This is a genomic window from Venenivibrio stagnispumantis (assembly GCF_900182795.1).
Classification (GTDB): domain Bacteria; phylum Aquificota; class Aquificia; order Aquificales; family Hydrogenothermaceae; genus Venenivibrio; species Venenivibrio stagnispumantis.
The window spans coordinates 1-21220 of the sequence record NZ_FXTX01000019.1 but is presented as its reverse complement, the minus strand read 5'-3'; the positions used below and the strand labels follow the sequence as shown (position 1 = coordinate 21220).

General features: G+C 27.4%; 19 protein-coding genes and 1 CRISPR repeat array. Of the genes, 15 read left to right on the top strand and 4 right to left on the bottom strand.

Annotation, left to right across the window (positions count from 1 at the left end):
• From QOR43_RS07140 to QOR43_RS07130, 3 genes are all read right to left on the bottom strand, one after another.
• Positions 1–1218: an ABC transporter permease gene (locus QOR43_RS07140; protein ID WP_265134868.1), complete on the bottom strand. Its 1218-nt coding sequence runs from the start codon at positions 1216–1218 to the stop codon at positions 1–3.
• Positions 1219–2463 (bottom strand): (Fe-S)-binding protein, encoded by a 1245-nt coding sequence (locus QOR43_RS07135; protein ID WP_265134867.1) that lies wholly within the window; start codon positions 2461–2463, stop codon positions 1219–1221. It lies immediately after the preceding gene.
• Positions 2464–2535: 72 nt separating this feature from the next.
• The gene (locus tag QOR43_RS07130; RefSeq protein WP_265134866.1) at positions 2536–3315 is read right to left on the bottom strand and encodes a GTPase; all 780 of its coding nucleotides are present in this window, start codon (positions 3313–3315) and stop codon (positions 2536–2538) included.
• A 264-nt stretch (positions 3316–3579) separates the two neighbouring features.
• On the opposite strand from QOR43_RS07130, the gene QOR43_RS07125 reads away from it, so the two are divergent.
• From QOR43_RS07125 to QOR43_RS07115, 3 genes are all read left to right on the top strand, one after another.
• Complete coding sequence (locus QOR43_RS07125; protein ID WP_265134865.1) at positions 3580–4956, top strand: MBL fold metallo-hydrolase; 1377 nt, start codon at positions 3580–3582, stop codon at positions 4954–4956.
• 196 nt (positions 4957–5152) lie between these two features.
• The gene (locus QOR43_RS07120; protein ID WP_265134864.1) at positions 5153–5305 is read left to right on the top strand and encodes a hypothetical protein; all 153 of its coding nucleotides are present in this window, start codon (positions 5153–5155) and stop codon (positions 5303–5305) included.
• Positions 5306–5403: 98 nt separating this feature from the next.
• Positions 5404–7365 (top strand): phospholipase D family protein, encoded by a 1962-nt coding sequence (locus QOR43_RS07115; protein ID WP_265134863.1) that lies wholly within the window; start codon positions 5404–5406, stop codon positions 7363–7365.
• Between the two features lie 309 nt (positions 7366–7674).
• Here the strand turns inward: QOR43_RS07115 and QOR43_RS07110 are convergent, their stop codons facing one another.
• Complete coding sequence (locus QOR43_RS07110; RefSeq protein ID WP_265134861.1) at positions 7675–8127, bottom strand: hypothetical protein; 453 nt, start codon at positions 8125–8127, stop codon at positions 7675–7677.
• 36 nt (positions 8128–8163) lie between these two features.
• Positions 8164–9047: a CRISPR direct-repeat array (repeat unit 29 nt; unit sequence CTTTCTATCCCACATAGTTCAGATAAAAC).
• A gap of 374 nt (positions 9048–9421) precedes the next feature.
• On the opposite strand from QOR43_RS07110, the gene QOR43_RS07105 reads away from it, so the two are divergent.
• From QOR43_RS07105 to QOR43_RS07050, 12 genes are all read left to right on the top strand, one after another.
• Complete coding sequence (locus tag QOR43_RS07105; protein WP_265134997.1) at positions 9422–9898, top strand: hypothetical protein; 477 nt, start codon at positions 9422–9424, stop codon at positions 9896–9898.
• Positions 9899–10549: a hypothetical protein gene (locus QOR43_RS07100; RefSeq protein ID WP_265134996.1), complete on the top strand. Its 651-nt coding sequence runs from the start codon at positions 9899–9901 to the stop codon at positions 10547–10549.
• A gap of 28 nt (positions 10550–10577) precedes the next feature.
• Positions 10578–11384, top strand: coding sequence for a hypothetical protein (locus tag QOR43_RS07095; protein ID WP_265134995.1), 807 nt, complete (start codon positions 10578–10580; stop codon positions 11382–11384).
• Positions 11362–12864: an SAVED domain-containing protein gene (locus tag QOR43_RS07090; RefSeq protein WP_265134994.1), complete on the top strand. Its 1503-nt coding sequence runs from the start codon at positions 11362–11364 to the stop codon at positions 12862–12864. The genes QOR43_RS07095 and QOR43_RS07090 overlap by 23 nt, the downstream gene beginning before the upstream one ends.
• Before the next feature lie 74 nt (positions 12865–12938).
• Positions 12939–14072 (top strand): type III-B CRISPR module RAMP protein Cmr1, encoded by a 1134-nt coding sequence (gene cmr1 / locus QOR43_RS07085; RefSeq protein ID WP_265134993.1) that lies wholly within the window; start codon positions 12939–12941, stop codon positions 14070–14072.
• Between the two features lies 1 nt (position 14073).
• On the top strand, positions 14074–15915 hold the full coding sequence (gene cas10 / locus QOR43_RS07080; protein WP_265134992.1) for a type III-B CRISPR-associated protein Cas10/Cmr2: 1842 nt from the start codon (positions 14074–14076) through the stop codon (positions 15913–15915).
• Positions 15893–16900, top strand: coding sequence for a type III-B CRISPR module-associated Cmr3 family protein (locus tag QOR43_RS07075; RefSeq protein ID WP_265134991.1), 1008 nt, complete (start codon positions 15893–15895; stop codon positions 16898–16900). The genes cas10 and QOR43_RS07075 overlap by 23 nt, the downstream gene beginning before the upstream one ends.
• On the top strand, positions 16893–17747 hold the full coding sequence (cmr4, locus tag QOR43_RS07070; RefSeq protein ID WP_265134990.1) for a type III-B CRISPR module RAMP protein Cmr4: 855 nt from the start codon (positions 16893–16895) through the stop codon (positions 17745–17747). The genes QOR43_RS07075 and cmr4 overlap by 8 nt, the downstream gene beginning before the upstream one ends.
• Positions 17748–17751: 4 nt before the next feature.
• Complete coding sequence (cmr5, locus tag QOR43_RS07065; protein WP_265134989.1) at positions 17752–18405, top strand: type III-B CRISPR module-associated protein Cmr5; 654 nt, start codon at positions 17752–17754, stop codon at positions 18403–18405.
• Positions 18406–18407: 2 nt separating this feature from the next.
• The gene (gene cmr6, locus QOR43_RS07060) at positions 18408–19682 is read left to right on the top strand and encodes a type III-B CRISPR module RAMP protein Cmr6 (RefSeq protein ID WP_265134988.1); all 1275 of its coding nucleotides are present in this window, start codon (positions 18408–18410) and stop codon (positions 19680–19682) included.
• A gap of 7 nt (positions 19683–19689) precedes the next feature.
• Complete coding sequence (locus QOR43_RS07055; protein WP_265134987.1) at positions 19690–20589, top strand: hypothetical protein; 900 nt, start codon at positions 19690–19692, stop codon at positions 20587–20589.
• A 134-nt stretch (positions 20590–20723) separates the two neighbouring features.
• A partial coding sequence (locus tag QOR43_RS07050) for a transposase (protein WP_283571460.1) occupies positions 20724–21220 on the top strand: 497 nt, incomplete at its 3' end.

Sequence of the window (21220 nt, the reverse complement as noted above, 5' to 3'; positions counted from 1 at the left end):
TTACTCATATCTAAGTATTTCTGCTATATTTTCTTTTGATGCTGAATAAGCCGGAAAAATTGAAGAAATAAAACATATTATTAAAGATGTAAAAAATACTGCTAAAACTTCCAATGTAGATATTTTAAAAGGAAGATAATTTATAAGATAAACATCCGGATTTAATTTTACAAGATGATAACTATCTGCTACATACACAATAGATAATCCAAGTAATACACCAATAGTTGTTCCAATTAATCCTATTATTAAACCTTGGGATAAAAATATTTTTAAAATTAAGTTATTATCTGCTCCTATGGTTTTTAGGATAGCTATATCTTTTCTCTTTTCTCTTGCTTTTGTTGTAAGTAAGCTGGAAATATTAAATGAAGCCACTAAAATTATTAATGCAATTACCATAAACATAGCAAGTTTTTCAAGTTCCAATGCTTGAAATAGGCTTTTATTTAAATCCATCCATGATTTTACTATATAATCAGGTGGTAATTTTTTTTCTAAAATATCTTTTATCTTTTCTGCTTGGTATGGGTCTTTTAATTTTAGTTGGTATCCGGTTATATAACTGCCCATATCAAAAAATTCTCTTGCAGAATTTATATTTATTCCTACAAAAGAAGAATCATATTCAAACATACCAAAATCTGCTATTCCTGCTACATAAACCTTTTTCATCTTGGGTAAAAATCCAAGGGCTGTTTTCCTTCCAATTGGGGAAATAATATTAAAGCTATCTCCTACCCATACTCCAAGGGCTACTGCTAAATCTTTACCTATGATTACTGCATCTTCATTGTTAAGTAATCTATAATCACCGGCTATTAATTTTTTATCAATTGAAGCTATGTTTTTGTCTTTTTCCGGATATACTCCTCTAACAATTATATGAAATACAGATTCATCTTTTGATGCTATGGCATTTGAATAAACAAATGGTTCATAATCTACCACTTCTTTTATATTTTTAATCTCTTTTTCTACAACAGGGTCATTTTGTAGCATTTTGTTATTTGATAAAGTAGTTATTATAATTGTAGGGGCTGTATCAAGTATTTTTTGCTTTAAACCATAAGAAAAACCGGACATAATAGCTAAGGTAACAATTAAAGCCGTCACACCAACTATTATTCCTATAACTGATATAACAGTCATAAAAGATAACACTTTTGATTTTATAGATAATAAATATCTAAATGCTATCTGGATATATAACGGCATTTATTCTCCTTCTTCTATTAATCTCTCTGCAAGATATTCTGCAAGATGCATTACTTTTATATTTTTATAATAATCATGTTTATACATTCCGTCTGCTATATTTAAAACACATCCGGGACAATCGCTTAAAACATAGGTTGCCTCGGTTTTCTTTATATCTTCTACTTTTCTTTTTTGAAGCTCTGAAGCTACTTCATAATTAGCAACAGAGAAATATCCGGCAAAACCGCAACACATCATAGCTTCTTCGCCTTCTACATAGCTTACATCTTTTACATTTTGAAGAACATCTCTAAATACATTCGGGTTTGTTTTCATAGCAGTGTAAGAGTGGCAAGGAAAATGGAAAGTTACTTTTTCTCCGTTTCCTTTAAAGGTATAAAATCCTTCTTCTCTTAATATTTCTGCAAAATCTTTCACAGGATAATGATATTCTTCTTTTAATGCTCCACCACAGGTAGGACACGCTACCACAATAGCATCAAACTCATATTTATCTATCTCTTTTTTATTATGTTCCATCAATTTATTAAATGCTTCTATCTCACCGCTATATAAATGGGGTGCTCCACAACATCTTATATCTTTTGGGACAACTACATCATATCCTGCTTTTTCCATAAGTTTTAATACGCTTTCACCGGTTTTTCCGTGGAAAGCATCTATCATACAACCGGTAAAAAATAATAATCTTCCTTTTGGTTTTTCTGTTTTAACCTCTTTTCCTCTTAGTCCAAATGGCTTAGCAGAAGGTTTTGGCATAAGCTTAGCATATTTAGGTATTCCTACATCTATATAAACAGAGTTATACTCAGGAACTTCTTTTCCAAGGGCTTTTCCGTAAGCAGAAAGTAAAGAAGGAGCAAATTTCATTCCTATTTTTGTCAGAGGATTACCCATCATTGCAAGACCTTTAAATACAACTTCTTTAAATATATCTCTTTTTGCTTTTTCTTTTCCTAAATTCCTTGCTCTAAACATAATTTCTTTATATTCAACTTCATTAGGACATATCCATTCACATCTCCTGCACATAGCACATTGGTTCCATTGGGCTACTACATCTTCTGTTAATGGCATTTCTCCACTTACAACCATTTCTGCAAGAGCAAGCCTTCCTCTTGGAGAAGACCTTTCTTCTTTTACAACACTATAAGTAGGACAAACAGACCTGCAGGCAGAACATTTTACACATTGGGATGCAAGCTCTATGGTTAATTTTGGTTCTATATAATTAACAGACATTTTTTTCTACCTCTTTTACAATATATATACAAAAAAGATATAACGGTTAATATATATTAGCAATGTTAAAAATCATAACCAGTATGCTTTTAAATTTCCTTTTATCCAATCCCATAATACTTTTTTTGCGGTTCTGTCTAAATCAAGCTCTCCACCGGAAATTTTATAATTTAATTTTTCTGCGATTTTCTCAAGGGTTTTTAAGCTATCTTCTTCCGGCTCTATCTTATAAAGCTCTTTTAAAGCCTCTTTTTTTTCTTTATATATTTTTTCTATAAGTTTTAAAGCAATTTCTACCGGTTGCTGTAGCTTTTCCGGTATATATGAGCCTTTTAATGCTAAATTTTCTTGAAATTCAAGGGTTATTATTCCGGGAGTATCTATCAAGAATATATTTTCATCTAATTTTATTAATTTTTCTCCGGTTGTCATTCCGGGTTTTGGAGAGGTTATGGCTACTTTTTTCTTTTTCAAGCTATTTATAATAGAAGATTTTCCAACATTAGGATAACCTAAAACTCCTACCTTTATAATGCCCTTTTTTTTCGCTATCTCTTTTAATTTCTCCTGTAATTCTTTTATACCTATATTTTTATGAGCAGAAAATACAATTACCGGATACTCTTTTTCTATCATCTGTTTTGCTTTCATTAAAAAATCTTTCGGAACAAGGTCTGATTTATTCATTACAATAATCAGGCTTTTATTTCTCTCTTTTGCAAACTGCTCTACAACTGCATTTCTTGTCTCAAATGGTATCCTTGCATCTATTACTTCTAATACTAAATTTGATTCTGTCAATATCTTTTTTGCTATACTTTTTTCCCTAAGCCATTCTCTTGGTTTTTCCAACTTATTTTCTCACCTTTTGAAATTGATTTTAAGAAAAATATATTATATAACATTTGCTAAATGAATTTTCCATCATGATATAAGGGGTATTGTGTGTAATAGATGAAAAATTACAAAAAGTCTAACTGTTTATTTTTCTCTTGTCCATATTTATTTCTCTTTTACTTATATTCATATTTTATCATCTATTATACTAAATACCAGATTTATAGTATGTGATATAATTTTTTTAGTTAATACTAACTAACCATGGAGGTAAAATCAATGATAATAGAAAGATTTTTTATTGGAGATGGAATATCTCATATATCTTATCTGATTGCAGGTCAAACAAAAGCTATTGTAATAGACCCAAAAAGAGATATTGAAGATTACATCCAAAAGGCAAAAGAATTTGGGGTAGAAATTGAAGCTGTTCTTGTAACACATCTACATGCAGATTTTATAGGTGGTCATTATGAGCTTGCTGAAAAAACCGGTGCAAAACTTTATTTACCAGCAAAGCAGGAAAGTAAAAGAGAACATATCTCTGTTAAAGAGGGAGATGTAATACAGATAGAAAACATAAAAATAGATGTTTTAGATACTCCAGGACATACTCCTGAACATGTATCTTATGTATTTACAGATTTATCCCGCGGAGAAGAGCCTGTTGCAGTTTTTACCGGAGATACTCTTTTTGTCGGTGATGTGGGAAGACCGGATTTATTTCCGGATAAAAAAGATGAACTTGCCAAAAAATTATATAATTCTTTACAAAAACTATTGAAACTTCCTGATTTTGTAGAAGTTTATCCGGCACATGGAGCAGGAACATTATGCGGTAAAGCATTATCAACAAAAAGAAGCTCTACTATAGGCTATGAAAGAAAATTTAACAAGCTTTTATCTCTTCCGGAAGAAGAATTTATTAAAACTTTATTAGATGGAATGCCACCTGCACCTGACCATTTCAAAAGATGTTCTAAAATAAATGAAGAAGGTGCTATATATATTTCAAATCTTCCTTCTCCAAAAGCTTTATCTGTAAATGAATTTGAGAACTTAATAGATGAAAATAAAATTATTCTTGATACAAGGTCTTATCTTTCATGGATAGGAGGACATATTCCAGAATCTATAAGTATGGATTATAAATTTATGCCTTTCTCATTATTTGCAGGATGGATACTTGACCCAGAAAAAGAGATTTTACTTGTAATAGAAAATAATAAAGAAATTGATGATATAACTATTAAACTTAGAAGAGTTGGAATAGATAATATCGTGGGATACCTTGAAAATCATATATTTGCTTGGACAAAAGCAGGAAAACCAATAAAATCTTTTAAGGCTATATCTACAAATGAATTAGAAGAAAAACTTAAGGATGAAAATTTTATTCTTTTAGATGTTAGAGCAAAATCTGAACTAATAAATGGCAAGATAGAAAACTCTATAAACATTCCATTACCGGAACTCAGAGAAAGATATAATGAACTTGATAAAAATAAAGAAATAGTTATATATTGTGGTTTGGGTCCAAGAGGCTCATTGGCTGCAAGTTTACTTGAAAGATTAGGATTTGAAAACATATTAGTTCTTGCAGGTGGTTTTACAGGCTGGAATAATTATAAAAAATCTTCTTCTGTAAAAACATAATTTTTTAAAAGGGGTAAAAGCCCCTTTTTTCTGAATAACTTTTTACAAGATTTAAATAAATGCTAATTCGGAAATTAATAAAGCCTCCAGACAAGTTTTTGAGCTGGAATTCAATACGAATATGTAAAAATAGACATATCTAAAAACAAAGCAGATATAAAAGCATTAATGCCATAAAATAGGAGTTGGTAAAAAGATGAAATACATATTAAGCATAATACTTGCACCGGTAATATTTGCTTTTGGTGGTAAAATATATTGCGTTTTAATAAATCCTGAACCTTGTAATCCGAAACAGGTGCAAGAAGAGAAAAAAGAAAATATGAATGAAGAAAAAAATGAAGATTAATCTTTTGCATATATTTAAAACCTTTAAATAATGCAGGTTTAATTTTTGAAATTATTGCAAAAACTTCCATAATTTATGATAAACTATAAAATATTATAATGGCAAAGCATAATGGTATGGAAAGAGGACTTTTTGATATAGGATTGACATCAAAACAAGAACTGGCAGAAAAACCATGCCTTATTATTAATGAAGATGGGATTACGGAGAGGAGAAATATAAATCCTGCTTCATTATTGGAAGGATTTAATAAAGTTTTAGCCATTACATTTTCCACATCAATTAATGCTATCTTTGATGTATTTAAAAATTTTAATCAGATTGAGCTTTTAATAGGAATAGAAGAAAATGAAATATCAATACAATATTTTTTAAAGGAAATACGAGAAAAAATTAAACCTTTTCTTATTAAGTCATTACAAAAAGAGATAGAAATTTATCATCTTCCTAATTCTCACAGAAAATTATATCTTCTCGGAAAAGATAATGAAATAAAAAGGGTTATTTTAGGAAGTGCAAATGCATCTATAAGTGCTTGGTTTGGAGTGCAAGGAGAAGATTTTATAGTAATAGATAATCCGAATCTAATTCAAACCTACATAAATGATTATTATCAAGAAAAAAGTAAGGCTAAAACCATAGTAGATAAAGATTTCAAAAGGGAAATATTAAAAGATGCAGAAAAGAAAGGAATATCCCCTAGTATTAATATAGAAACAGCAATACTTAATGGGAATATTCAAGTTTTAAAAGAAGTGGCAGAGAAATCTGCAGAACTTGCAACAAATATTACTATTAAAAATATTATTGTAAATAAAATAGTCCCTGACACAACGATTATACAAGAAGAGAAAAAGAAACTGGAAGAAGTAGAAGAAGATATTAAGTTTTTAAACCAAAAAAGAAAAGAAATTATACTGGCAAAAGATAATATTGAAAAACTTAAAGATGTATTAAAAGAACTACAAAAACAAAGAACTGAAGAAACTACTATATATCATGATATTTCTTATGGATTTCTATATAATGGATTTCCTATATACATTGATGATGATATAAGAACAAAAGCAAAGGAAATGGCAAAACTTTTAAGAGAATATATAGAAATATCAAAGAATTCAAGTTATAAGCATCCATCTCTTATAGGTGAGGCAATAGTTTTTGCATTTAATTCTCCGATTATATATTTTATAAGAAAAAGAGCCTTTGAAGAAGGAATTGACCTTAATCTCTTCCCGATTTTTGCACTTTTAGGGGGAGTAGCAAAAGCAGGAAAAAGTACAATTCTTGAAGTTATAGCAAGGCTCTTAGGAACCTTAAAAATAAATTACAGAAGATTACAGAAAACTCAAAATAGCCAAGCTTACACCATTGAAGCTAAACTTTTTTCTGATAATCTTTCACCTTTATTGATAGATGAAGTAAATCCTAAGCATTTTTCTGAAAGTGCATTACAAGATGTTTTAAAACATACAAGTGAAGATGAAAGAACTAAGAGGGTGTTAATTCTTACATCTAATTTACAAGATTTTTCAGGCGGATTACAGGTTTTGAGAAGAGCATGTTTTTTACCTTTTGAAGTTCAGGTAAAATCTGATGCAAAAGGTATAGAAAAAATAATGCGTGGTTTAGATAACTCTCTTTTCTTAATGTTCTTAAATTATTTAAACGATAAGAAAATTGAAATTAATCCTGATCCGGATGACCCACTTAAAATTGCAAGAGAATTTCTTTTAAATGAAGGAGTTCCTGTTCCGGAAAGTTATCAAGGAAGATACGAGGAAGTAATCAGAAAGAGTTGGAGAATTCTTTATCAAAGTTCACCGGAAATTTTTGAAGAAGCACCGGAAGTAGATGGAAAACATGAAAAAGGAAAGAAAGTTAAAGCTTTTAAAGTAAAGAAAGAGAAAGTTGGATTTTTAATTCCATTGGAAAGTTTTGAAATAAATTCTACCTTCCCTGATTACTATATCTTGGATAAAGAAAAATTTTTAGAAGAAATTGGAGAAAAAAATACCGGTTTAACTATTATTGATAGGTTTAAAAAACTTTTTAATTAAAGAGAAATAAAATTTACCACCAGTCGTCATCGTCATTGTTATTTAACCAATCATAATCATCATTGTCATCTCTCCACATCCAGCAATCGTAGTAATTACAATTACGATTAGAATCTGCTCCTGCCAATGCAAGCAAACCGAGAATTGCTATAGCTCCGAATCCTAACAAAAACCACATTTTATTTTACCTCTAATAAAAAATTTTTTAGATTATCTATAAATTTTAAACGATTTTTAAACATCTTTTTTGACATTCAAAGCAAGACTTAATTTATATTTTTTTCTGTCCCTACATAGTTCAGATAAAACTTAATCAAAATTGTTTGTTCCAATGTGGCTTGTTGTATCGCTTGAGCTTAATGTATCACAAAGGTTGAAAGGATTAGTTATGTCACAAAGGTTATCTGTATTACAAAGGTTAAGAGGATTAGTTATATCACAAGGGTCATCTATTCTGGAGAGTCTATGGTTACTGGAAATATCATAGTTATCTGTCATATTATCAGTGAAAGTTTCATTATTGTTAGAATACCTTGGAACTTCCTCTCTATCTATTTTTATTATATTCCATATTATATTTATTATATTCCATAATGTTAACATCACAAAACCTATTATACCGGCTATTAATAATCTAAAATCACCTCCTTCAAATGCCATTCCTATGCCTAAAAATAAACCGAAAAATGCTAATAAGTAAAATATTAAACCCAATATTAAAAATATTAATTTCCCCAATATTAAACCTATTAATCTTATCATCTTTATCACCCCCTTTAAATCATTTTTACACATTTATTTTCTATCCCACATAGTTCAGATAAAACGAAAGTTGGATTTTAGTTCTGTTAAATTCTATAAAGAACTTTCTATCCCACATAGTTCAGATAAAACTTTTCTTAGACGGAGAACCATTTATAGTTGAAACTCTTTCTATCCCACATAGTTCAGATAAAACGAATTTATGAGTCTTCTAGAGAAATATTCTCTAGAAGCTTTCTATCCCACATAGTTCAGATAAAACTTGCCACTTTGGAATTGGAAGTTGGAAATAAACTAACTTTCTATCCCACATAGTTCAGATAAAACCCAGAAATTCCTTTCGCCACAAGTTTATAACTTACAATCTTTCTATCCCACATAGTTCAGATAAAACTACCAGAGAACATATCTTCTATTTCAGATTGTAGAATCTTTCTATCCCACATAGTTCAGATAAAACTACCAGAGAACATATCTTCTATTTCAGATTGTAGAATCTTTCTATCCCACATAGTTCAGATAAAACTACCAGAGAACATATCTTCTATTTCAGATTGTAGAATCTTTCTATCCCACATAGTTCAGATAAAACAGTAGAAGAAAGTAGCGAGCCAAGAGAGCTTTTAAACTTTCTATCCCACATAGTTCAGATAAAACGCAGATGTAGGAAGAACAAAGCAAGTCTTTTTCTGCCTTTCTATCCCACATAGTTCAGATAAAACTCGGTAAGCTCACTGAAAAAGAGCTTGCCTATATGACTTTCTATCCCACATAGTTCAGATAAAACTCATAAGTAGTATTTCCTTTATCTGTAATATCTCCAAACTTTCTATCCCACATAGTTCAGATAAAACAGTATTGATTTGTAAGCAATTGTCCGATAGTGCCGGACTTTCTATCCCACATAGTTCAGATAAAACCCGTCAATTTTTTCATAAAAAATAATAATGAAATTTTTAAATTTTGTCAAGTATTTTTTAGCAAAAATTAATTTAAAACTGAATAACCGCAAATTGATATTTTTTGCATTGAACCTCTAATAATGCAAATATATTTTCTGTTATATTCTCGCTAATCATTGATACAAGCTAAGTCAAGCAGAAATATATTTTCTGTTTAAAATGCAAAATTTTTCAAAAAATAAAACAGCGTTTGATTAACAGGCTCATCTTTCTCCTTAAAAACAAGAAAGAAAGCCTATTCTCTTATTCTGTTGCCAAGTAGCAAAAATATTATAGCATAAAAAATTTTTTTGGTATAATTATTTTAACACTAAACTAAAAAAGGATTTAAAATGAATTTTAGAGAAGTTTTTAGGGAGGCTTTTTCTGAACTAAAATATAAAAAAGGAAAGGTTTTTATAGTAAAGGTAAAAAATCTTTATGAAAGAACTAGAATAGCCTTATCCGGTTATAATGGCTTAAAAGATAAATCTAAGAAAAGACCAATAATCTTAATCAATACAACAGAAGATAAAATCTATTTTTTCGCTTTAAGCAGATATATAATCCTTGAAAGACCAAAAATTAATACAGAAAATTGCGATACAAAATCAGAAATAGAATGCTTAGGTATGGATATTAAGAATCCAAAAGAAAAACTTATATTCGCTAAAGAAACTCCGAGACTAAAAGCATGTTTTTATATAAATAAACATATTTTTGAAGAACTTGAAAATGAAGGAAATATAATTTATTGCGGAAGTTGTGATGATAAAGTTTTAGATGAAGCAATTAAAAAAATTAAAGATTTTACAGGAGAAAGTTGCTAAATGAAAGAATTAAGAGAACAGATTTATGAATATATCTCAGGTTATAATCCAGAAGGCGAAAATATAATAAAAAGTATCTTTGCTAAAACATTAAATAAACCGGAATATCAAATTTTAAAATCAAGAGAAGATTTCGAAGATTTGTATAGTAGCTTTTATGAAGAAAAAATTATATTAAAAAGGAAATTATACGAAGAAAAATTTAAAGAAGATAAATCCGGAATAATAAATTATTTAAAAGCCTCAATAAGACATTTTTTAGACGATGAAAAAAGAAAATTACAGATAGAGACTATCTCGGTTATAAAAGATGAAGAAGATAACCAGATAGATATTTTTGAAACTATACCGGATACAAAAATTAAAAATCAACTTGATTACATAGAAGCAAAAGAAATATCCGAAAAAATAAAAGAGTTTTTATCAGAAGAAGATTTAAAGGTTTTATGCCATATAGTATTTAAAGATAAAAATGATAAAAATTATTGCCTTGAAAACCTGTCCCAAGATGCCATATATAAAAGAGTAGAAAGATTAAAAAAAGAAAAACTCACAAAATTTGTATCAATTTATAACTTTAGTTATGATGGATTTCAACTTTTTATAGATGAATTTCTAATGTCAGAAATATGCAAAAAATTATGTTTATAAATTATAGATTATCGGAGAGTGATTAAAAATGGGTAAATATATAGAAGAAATCTATAACATCTATATAAGTGAAAGAAACGAAGAAATAGCTGATTGTCCGGAAAAAGAAAGAGAAATTTCATTAGAATTTGGAGATATAATCTATTTTTGCTATAAAAATAAACCAATCTATGCAGTATATTTAGGAATGGAAGACCAATATTATATGTTCGCGAAGGTTTCTGAGTGGTGGGAACTCGGAAATAAAAACGATATGCTTGTTTTTTTAGACGATGAACCTTTTATTATAGAAACTTGGAATATCTTTTATCTCACAGAAGAAGAAATCAAAAAAGCAAGAAAAATGTTTGTTTTATCATATGAAGATAAAGAAATTTTAAAAAAAGTTATATTTGAGAATGAGAGAATTCCGGAACATAAAAGAATGTCGGAAATACCGGATATAGATACCTATCCACAGGTAAAATTTCACCGATTAGAAGCTTCTGATGTAAAAGAATTAGCTTTGAGAGTTTTTGATATGCTTGAAGAAGAAAATGTTATAGAACTTGCACCGGAAAGATTGGAAGAACAGCTCCTTGCAGCTTCAGAAGAAAATGAGTATTATAAAGGCAAAAATTTTGACTTGTTTTATTATCCGGAAGAAAATTATATAGAATTAATACCTTCTGATGATTTAATAGGAAAAGCAGTTGTAATAAAAGTTTTTGATGAAGAATATAAATTTGATAAACTTCCAAAAAATATAATCTTAGAAATTCCACAAGAATTTAATAAAAAAGTAAATATAGATTACATAGGAGAAAAAATAGATGTTAGAGAAATTCAAGAATGATCCATCAGACAGAATAAAAATAATAAAATCAAAAAAACTATCAGAAGAAGATAAACCGGTATTATATGAACTACTTACAGATAAAAATGTATCGGATGAAGAGAAATTTTTAATCTGGAAAGCTATAAAACAAAAAAATGATTTACTTGATGTAGAAAAACTTTCAGAACTATTAAATATGCCGGCTTTAAATGTAAAAAAAATATTTACATCTACACCAATAGAAGTAAAATTTCCAATAGCACTCAAAGATAAAGCAGAAATAACAAAAGCCTATATTATAGAACTTCCAAAAGAAACAGACACTCTAAGCTTTTCTTTAAAAGAAGATAAAATAGAAGCATTAAAAACAATAAAAGATATTGTAAATAAGCCGTTTTTCGTAATCTTTGAAAAAGATTTTACCCATAAATCATTTATGCTTGCGGTTTTGGTTGGTTTATTAACAAAAGGAGAAAATATAGATAAATTTGCATTTACAGGTGTTGTAAATAAAGAAAAAGAAATTTTCTCAGTTGATGGTATAGAAGAAAAAGAAAAAGTAGCCAAAGAACAAGGATTAAAACTTATAAAACCGGATTATGCAGATACCATAGATGAATTATTATACTGGATAGGGGAAGAAGCAATAGATATTCCTTTTTTAATAATGGTAAATAAATCAACCGAAGAAGTTAAAACAGCACTGACAAAACTTGAAAAAGAAATAAAAGATAAAAAATCTTATTTTTCCATAGAAAAGCTAAAAAATATATTTGATATTCAGGAAGAAGATTTATATCTGTATTATGATAAGCCATTATCCGAAAAAGAAGAAGAATGGCAAAATTTAATTAAACTATTTGAAGAAAAATTAAAAAATATATATTCTAAATTTGAAAATAAAATCAGAATTTTACATATAGCCTTTGCAACTCCGGCATCTCTTGCAATGGGATTTGGTATAAAACTTGGGACAAAAAAACCGGTAATTTTATATCATTATCAATCAGATAAATATGTTCCGGTAATAGATTTATCATCAGCAGAAACAATAAGAACCATAAAAGGAATGAAAGAGATTGAAAAAATAAAATATGAGATAAAAAATATACAAAACACAGAAGATGTAGCAGTAGAAATAAGACTGGCAAGCCATAATTTAACTTCTGATGTAGAAAATTATCTTAAAGCAAACAATAAAGATTATGCAATAGTTAATATACAAACTCTCAATGCAGGAAATTTACCATTACCGGAAAAAAATGAATGGGCAGAGTATATTTCAGAAATATATACTTTATTAAATGATTTAAAAAATCAATATCATATAAACAGATACCATATATTTTTAAGCACACCGGTTGCAATAGCTTTTGCTCTTGGAATGGCTATCGGACATTTCTGGGACACATATATTTATAACTATAACCCGAAAGCAGAGATTAAAAATAAATATTTTAAAGTCTTAGAAGGAAAAAATTTAGAAAGTATTTTTTAAAACTTTATGATAAAATTCTGTCAGAAAATATAACAATTTTTCGTTTTAATTAAAAAAAGCGTAGGGGAAAATAAATGAAAGAGATAACCTTAGAAGTAGAGATTATAACACCTACATTAATGGGCGGAGGATTCGGTCAAAATGATAATATCCGTCCATCTGAAATAAAAGGAATGATGCGTTATTGGTTTAGAGCAATAGCCGGTTCTGTCCTTGGAAATAATATAGAAGAAATAAAAAAAGTAGAAGATAGATTATTTGGTTCTCAAACTACAAAATCTCCTTTTCGCCTTTTGATATCAAATAAAAAAGATTTAAAAATAGAAAAAAATCTTACTCTCCAAAAAGCAGGGGCAAAATATCTTGGATTTACAATAAATGTAAATAAAGAAAGAGTATTAAATGTAATAAAAGAAGGAATATTTGAAATATCATTTTTGTTTAACAATAACTTATCAGCCGAAGAAAGACGATTGATACTTCTATCATTTTATCTTGCTACTGCATTAGGAGGTTTTGGGTTAAGAAGTAGAAGAGGTTTCGGAAGTTGGCAGATAAAAGGTTCTAAGGTAAAAATAGGAGATTTTGAATTTGAAAAATATAAAGAAGAAGATATTAATAAAGCCATAAAAATATCCATAGAAAATTTAATTAGCTTAATAAAAAAAGAAAAGACAGAAACAGATATACCGGTTATTAATACTTTTTTTGATGGGAAATATAATATTGAAATAGTAAGACAAAGAGCATCTTCGTGGGAAGATGTTCTAGATAATTTAGGTAGATATTATAGAGGTTTTAGAATAAATCCAAATAATCCACAAAAAGCAAATCCTTCAGATAAAAAAGCTACTAATGATTTTAAAATTATTATGAATGCATTTAGAGAAAACAAAAAAAGCATAAATTTAGTAAATCCATCATTTGGATTAAATATTCAGTATCCAAGTGGCAAATTTTCCGTAGAACTCCAAAAAGAAAATAAAAGTTTAAGAAGAGCTTCTCAGCTTTTTGTATCCATAAAAAAAGAAAATGATGAATACAGCATTATATTATCTAACTTTTATTCTCAGTTTAAGCCACATAATGACAAATATAAAGTTATAGTAAAAGGAAAAGATATCATATTTGTAAATGTAGATGATAAAAAATATTATGAATATAGAAACAATCTTATAAATTTCCTAAAAACCAATTGGGGCAGATAAGATGGCTGAGAGATATTTATGTAAAATAACAATACCATCAGTGCAAAAACTTATAACATATTCTAAAAAAACGATTGATTTATGGGCAGGAAGTTTTATTGTAAATCATATTATGAAAGAAATCTTAAAAAATATAAAAGAAAAATACAATCCGGAATTTATTTTTCCGGATGAAAATCTTTTAGACTCAAACTCAGAAATTGCTGACATAACAAATATATCAATCTTTTTTATAGATTTAGAAAAAGAAAAAATAAAAGAATTTATAGAGAATACAGAAAATCTTTTTAGAGAAATTTTAATTAAAAATTTATTAAATTTTGAAGAAGATATTGCAGATGAAAATATTAAAAATTTAGCAGAAAAACAGATAGAGAATGCATTAAATATAATTATTGCATTAAAAAAATATGAAAGCGATTATATTCAGACATTAGAAGAACTTGATAAATATATTGCAACATTAAAAGGTTTTAAATATAAAGAACCTAAATATATTGAAGGATTTAAAGTTGTTGATTTAGAAATTGAGAAAAACATTTTTGAACATCCGGATTATAAAGTTTTTATGAATACCATATATGAGCTAAAACCGGAAGTTATAAGAGGTGCTTATAAATGTAGTGTTTGCGGAGAGAGAATTATCCTCGGTGCTACTTCTACCGATTACAGAGGAGAAAAATTTTGGGAAAATTTAAAGAAAAAATACAAAATAAAAATAGGTGAGAAAGAAAGATTATGTGGATTTTGTCTTGGTAAGAGATTATTTAGAGATAAAGTTTATAAAAAAAGAGAAAAAGTTCCATCTATCAGTGATATTAGTATGATACCGGTAAAAAAGAAAATCAAAGAAAACAATTTAGAAAGGGAGATTCTAAATATATTTAAAGAAATAGAATCTCTAAAAGATGAAAGAGATTTAGAAAAAATAGATGGTGAATATCTTATGCCTACTTTTTGGGAAAATGAGAAAAATTGGAAAACTATAGAAGAAGATAGTCAAAAAGCAGAACAAGTAAGAGAGAGATTAAATGAATTCTACAAAAAATATGAAAAATCTGAGAAATATAAAATAAAGCCTATTTATCATTATGCTATTATCCTTATGGATGGGGATAATATGGGTAAAAAGCTGGGAATTTTAAAAGATTATAAAATACAAAAAGAATTAAGTAAAACTCTATCTGGTTTTTCAAAAGAAGTTAAAAATATAGTAAATAAAAATAATGGTTATTTAGTTTATGCCGGTGGAGATGATGTTTTAGCATTGCTTCCGGTTGATACTGCTTTAAGATGTGCCAAAGAAATAAGAGATAAATTTGAAGATAAAACAAAGGCTTTTTATGAAGAACATATAAAACCTCAATATTCGGATAATATGGAATATAAATTCACAATGAGTGCCGGAGTTGTATTTGCCCATCACAGATTACCACTTAACTATGTTTTAGAGCAAGTTAGACAATGTGAAACAGAAGCAAAAAATAAAGGCAAAAATAGGGTTTGCATAAAATATATAAAACATTCTTACAGCTATGCGCAAATTACAAAAGAATGGGATAAAATAGAGGAAATAACTAAATTTTTAAAAACAAACATACCAAGAACTATGGCATATCAGTATCAGGATTTAGTAAAAGATTTAAATCCGGAAAAAGAACTTTTTAAAACAATTGCAGATTATTTAATGAAGAAAAAGGATATTAAAGATGATATAAAAAATACCATAAAGAATATTGTTGATTTTAATGAAAAAGATGATTTTTCTTCTGTTTTAAAAATTTTAAAATTTCTAAATGAAAACAGCTTAGAGGTTAAAGATGATAAAGATAATGCCAATTGATGTTTTAATTTTCGGAAATGGTAAACCGTTTAATGCCGGTGAAGATAATTTTAAATCCGGTAATTTTTTCTTAAATCCTGTGCCAATTTTATCTGCTTTAAACAAAAAAACCGGTAAAAATCTAAATATCAGTTTTATATCATATATTGAAGAAAATAAATTCTTCTTTAAAACACCGGCAGATATAAAGTTATATGAAAAAGAAATAATAATACCAAGATTAAATTATACAAAAGAAATTTTTTCAAATATATATGATTTAGAATATACCCTTGATTATGAAATAAAAGAAAAATTAAAAAATCCTCAGCCTTATATTTCAGAAGACGGATTAAAAAATTATCTAAAATCAGAAAAATTAGAAGAGAAAGATTTTAAAAATCTATATGAAACAGAACTGAGAGCCGGTATATCCTTAGAAAGAAAAACAAGAACAACAAAAGAAGGATATTTATATTTCCAAGATTTTTTAAGATTTTATGAAGATGTAAATATAGCAGTTGAAACAGAAGATAATATACAGCTTGATTATATAACCGTAGGAGGAGAATCAAAATCTGCAAAAATACAAAATTTAGATATTGATATAAAAGAAAGATTTAAAGATATAAAAGAAGAGATTAAAAAATCAGTTAAAGAAGATAAATTTTTTAAAATTGTCCTTCTAACTCCAACAAATGGAATTCCTTATATAGAAGGTGCAAAATTATTAATACAACAAATAGAAAGTATTATATCTTATTCCGGTTGGATTAATTTACACAATCAAAACAAATCTTTTCCTACAAGAATTTTTAGACTTATACCGGAAGGTTCTGTATTTTATTATAAACTTGAAGATGAAAATAAATTAGATGAAATCTTTGACAGATTTTGGTTAAAACCATCATTTTTAATAAATGAATATCCTTATTTTGATGTAAAAAATCCAGCAGGTTTTGGATTATCAATAATAGGAAAAGTAGGAGGAAGAAAAAATGGATAAAAATGCAGTATTTTATCATTGTCATACGCCACTTCATGTTGGAAGTGGAACAACCTTAGACATTATAGATTTACCGATACAAAGAGAAGCCCACACGGATTTTCCGGTTATTCCTTCTTCTTCTATAAAAGGAGTAATAAGAGCTGATTATGGAAAAACTATTTTTGGGAATGTAGAAATTCCTGACAAACCATCAGACAATCTAACACCAGAACAGAAAGAGTTTTTTGAAATTTTCGGATATGGAGAGCAAGAAGGAGATGTAATTTTTACAGATGCTAAGATTTTATTCTTTCCGGTAAAATCTGTAAGAGGCATTTTTGCATGGATAACCTGCCCTATGGTAATAGAAAGATATAAAAGAGATACCGGTAAAGGTTTAGATTTAAATATAGAGCTTAAAGATGAAGAAACAATTGCCGGTGAAGAAATAGTTATAAATAATCAATTCTTAGTTTTAGAAGAAATATCTTTTACTCAAAAGTCTAACGAACAAGATAAGATTGAAAAACTATATAATGCTCTTCCTGAAAATTTGAAAAAAGAGATAGAAAAAGAAAAAATAGCTATCATTTCAGATGATAGATTTAGATATTTTGTAAAAAATCATACAGAAGTAAATGCAAGAATAAGGATAGACCAGACAAAAGGTACAGTTTCAGACAAAGCTTTATGGTATGAGGAACTTGTTCCGGCTGAAACAATTTTTTATAACTTAATCTTTTCAAGAACAGGTAATGAAAAGAGATTAGGAAAAATAACATCTTTTATAGAAGATAAAATTTTCCAATTTGGTGGAGATGAAACCTTAGGAAGAGGTTTCACAAAACTTCATATCGGAGGATAAAAAAATGGGAAAAACTCTTGAACAAAAAAGAGCAGAATATAGTTATGAATGTGTAAATTCTATAAAAGATTTAGAGTTAGCAGAAAAATTTAAATCCTTAGTAAAAAAAGCACCTACTTTAATATTAACAAATGGTTTTGGAAATACAATGGCTTTTTTATTTTCAAAAGGCAATCCTGAGCATTTGATGTTGGCTTATATTATTGGAAGATATTTATTTGAAGAAAATGAATATACTAAAAACATTTTTGGAGAAAAAGATATTTATAAGGGCAATAGAAATGACTTTTTTGATTTTTATAAAAAATTAAACGAATTAAAAAAGATTCAAGATGAGTATAGAAATTTGATTAAATCAAAGAAAAATAAAGAAGGAGAAAATAAAAAAAATGAATTTAATGAGCTATTTAGAAAGCTTAGAGATAACTACAACAGATATTTGAATTATAATCTAAAAGAGAAAAGTATAGATGAGTTTAATATACAGGCTTATTTTCAATTTTTGAGTTTAGAATTACAAGATTCAATTTTTAGAAATTTAGTTTTTACGGAAACTTATAAATATATATTAACCACAGAAGAAACATTAAGATTTTTAAACTGGCTTAAAAGGTTTGTTGATGCAATGATAGAAGATAAAAAAGGTAATGAGGGGTAAAGATGATAAATATAAGATTAGTTTCACCTATACCAATGGATACAAACGAAGTTTTAAAAGCTCATAATTGGAAAATTGACAATATATCTCTTTTATTAAACAAATATTTGGATTTTTTCCTTGAGAAAGAAGATAAAAAAGAACTTTTAGAGATAGCATTTCCAAAAAACTTAGCTTTTTCTTTAGTTTTAAAAGATGATGAAGTATTTAAAGTTGGCATGAATAAACTTATAGAAATTAAATATAAAGGTTATGAAATAAGTAAAGAAAAATTAGACGGAAAATTTTTTACCGAATTACTTAACTGTAATAAAAGAAAAACGAAAAATAATTCAGATAAATATGAAGAAGTATCTTTTTCTATAAAATTACAAGGCAGAAGTATACATGAATATAATGAAAAAAAAGGAAATGAGAACAAAAATAAAGAAAATTGCGAATTAATTAATAGATTTCTAAAATTAAGAAATAAATTTGAAACCAACAGAAATTATCTATTAAAAGAAATCAAAGAGGGAAGAATAAAAGAAGTTATAAGTAAGATTAATGAAAGACAGGAAAACATTTCTGATTGTAGTTTTTCCTTTAAAACATCTTCAAGGCTTGTGGTTGGACTCGGGAGTGGCTCTGTTTTAGAAGTTTCTATAAAACTTCATCATGTTTATGGAGTTCCTTATATTCCATCATCTGCCGTAAAAGGAGTTTTGAGAGCATATAAAATTTGGGAACTGGCAAATTGGGATAGCTATAAATTTTTTGTTTTAGAAAAATTGATAGAAAGCTATAAAGAAGATAAATTTGATAAGGTTAAAGAAGATTTTTTAAAAAAGATAAAAGGCAATAAGTTTAATGAAGAATTTAAAGAAATAAAAAATGATTTATCAAAAGAAGATTTAGATAAAATAAATAATGATTTAATAGAGTTTATAAATTCCATTGAAGAAGAAAAAATTAAAAAATTAGTTGATATATTCGGAAATCAAGAATATAAAGGAAAACTTATCTTTTTAGATGCTTATCCAAAAGAGTTTAAAGGATTTGATATTGATATTATGAATGTTCATTTTCCGGATTATTATCAAAATAATGAGCCACCGGCAGATTGGCAACAACCAAATCCGATAACATTTTTAGCTATACCGGAAGGCACTACATTTAGATTTTATTTTAAAAATACCCATATATACGGAGGAAATTTAAAAGAAGATTTAAGAAAAGCATTTAGATACATAGGATTAGGAGCAAAAACTGCCATAGGATATGGATTTTTGGAGTAAAATTTCTATGGGAAATAGGTTTGCTATTTTTTTCATTATATGTATTGTAATTTTACTTTCAATCGCAGTAGGTTATAACCTTTATAAAAATTATGTTACCTATATAACAATCGTTCAAATCATAATTTCATTCTTAATTATTTCTTTCAAATTTAATACTTTAGGAAAAACTACTTCTCTAATTTTAAAAGATTTATTTACCGGAAAATTTGAAGGATTATATGGACTTATTGGTTTTATTTCTATTTTGACATTGTTATCTTGGTTTGCAGATTTCTTAAAGGATGGAAATTGGTGGTTAGCAGTTGCATCAGGTATAGATATTTTCATAGTAGGAGCATTTTTTATAATTTTATATCCTTTAAAACCTAACACAAAAAAAGTTTTATTAATGGCTTTATCTAAACCTAATGGAAATATTGATAAATTTGAACAATTTAAAGAAAATTTAAAGCAAGGCTTGCTTGGTAAAAGAAATTTAGAATTAAATTGGGAATTACCCCTAAGGCATATATATGATTATAGAGATAATTTAGAAAAAGTTTATATGCTTACAAGTCCTGAATCTTCAAAACAAAAAGAAGAATTTTTAGAATGCTTAGATATAGTTTTACCTAATTTTAGAAACAAAGTTGAATTTACAAATCCTATTGATTTTAATAATTTTGAAGAAATAAAGAAAGAATTAATAAATTTAGCATCTAAAATTAAAAAAAGTGCTTATAAAGATGAAGATATAGTTGTAAATATAAGTGGTGGAACTTCTATGGTAACGCTTGGACTTACACTTTTTGCTTTAAGAAATGGAATAATAATTACATATTTTGAACAAAATTCTTCTAATAAAGATGATAAGGAGCCTTCAAAACTATTAGAATTAGATGTAAATAAAGAAGATATTTTTTAAAACTTAACTTTAGAAAAATAAAGTGAGAGTGTTTAAAAATTCGCTAATACTTGACAAACAATCAGTTGCTTAACATATTATCTAATCATTGTTTACCAAGGTTAAAAAACTGGTAAAAGTTAGAGGTTATGAAGATGAAAAGAAAAGTTTCTAAGCATAAAATTTTAAAAATAGCATCTAAATATTTAAATGAACTACATAATATAATAACTGAAAAAGAAAAAAAGAGAGGAAGACCTAAAAAATATGACGATAAAATTATTATATTCGCCCTAATTCTAAAAGTCCTTAAAGATTTATCTTTTAGAGAGCTGGAAGAAGAATTAAGAGAATTAAAATATTTCAATGAAATACCAGATTTCTCTACAATGCATTACAGAATAAATAAACTCCAAATTGAAAATTTAAATGAACTCGTAGAAAGAATAGCAAAAGATATAATGAAAGAGATGAAAAATAAAGAGTTTTATTGCGTAATAGCAGATGGAACCGGATTTGGATATGCAGACACATACAAGCTTTCATGGAAAAGAGGAAAAGAATTAAGAAAAGTAAAATCGCATGTAAAAACAGAGATATTAATAGGAATAGTAAAAGGGATAAAGGTAGTTATAGGAGTAAATACCGGAAA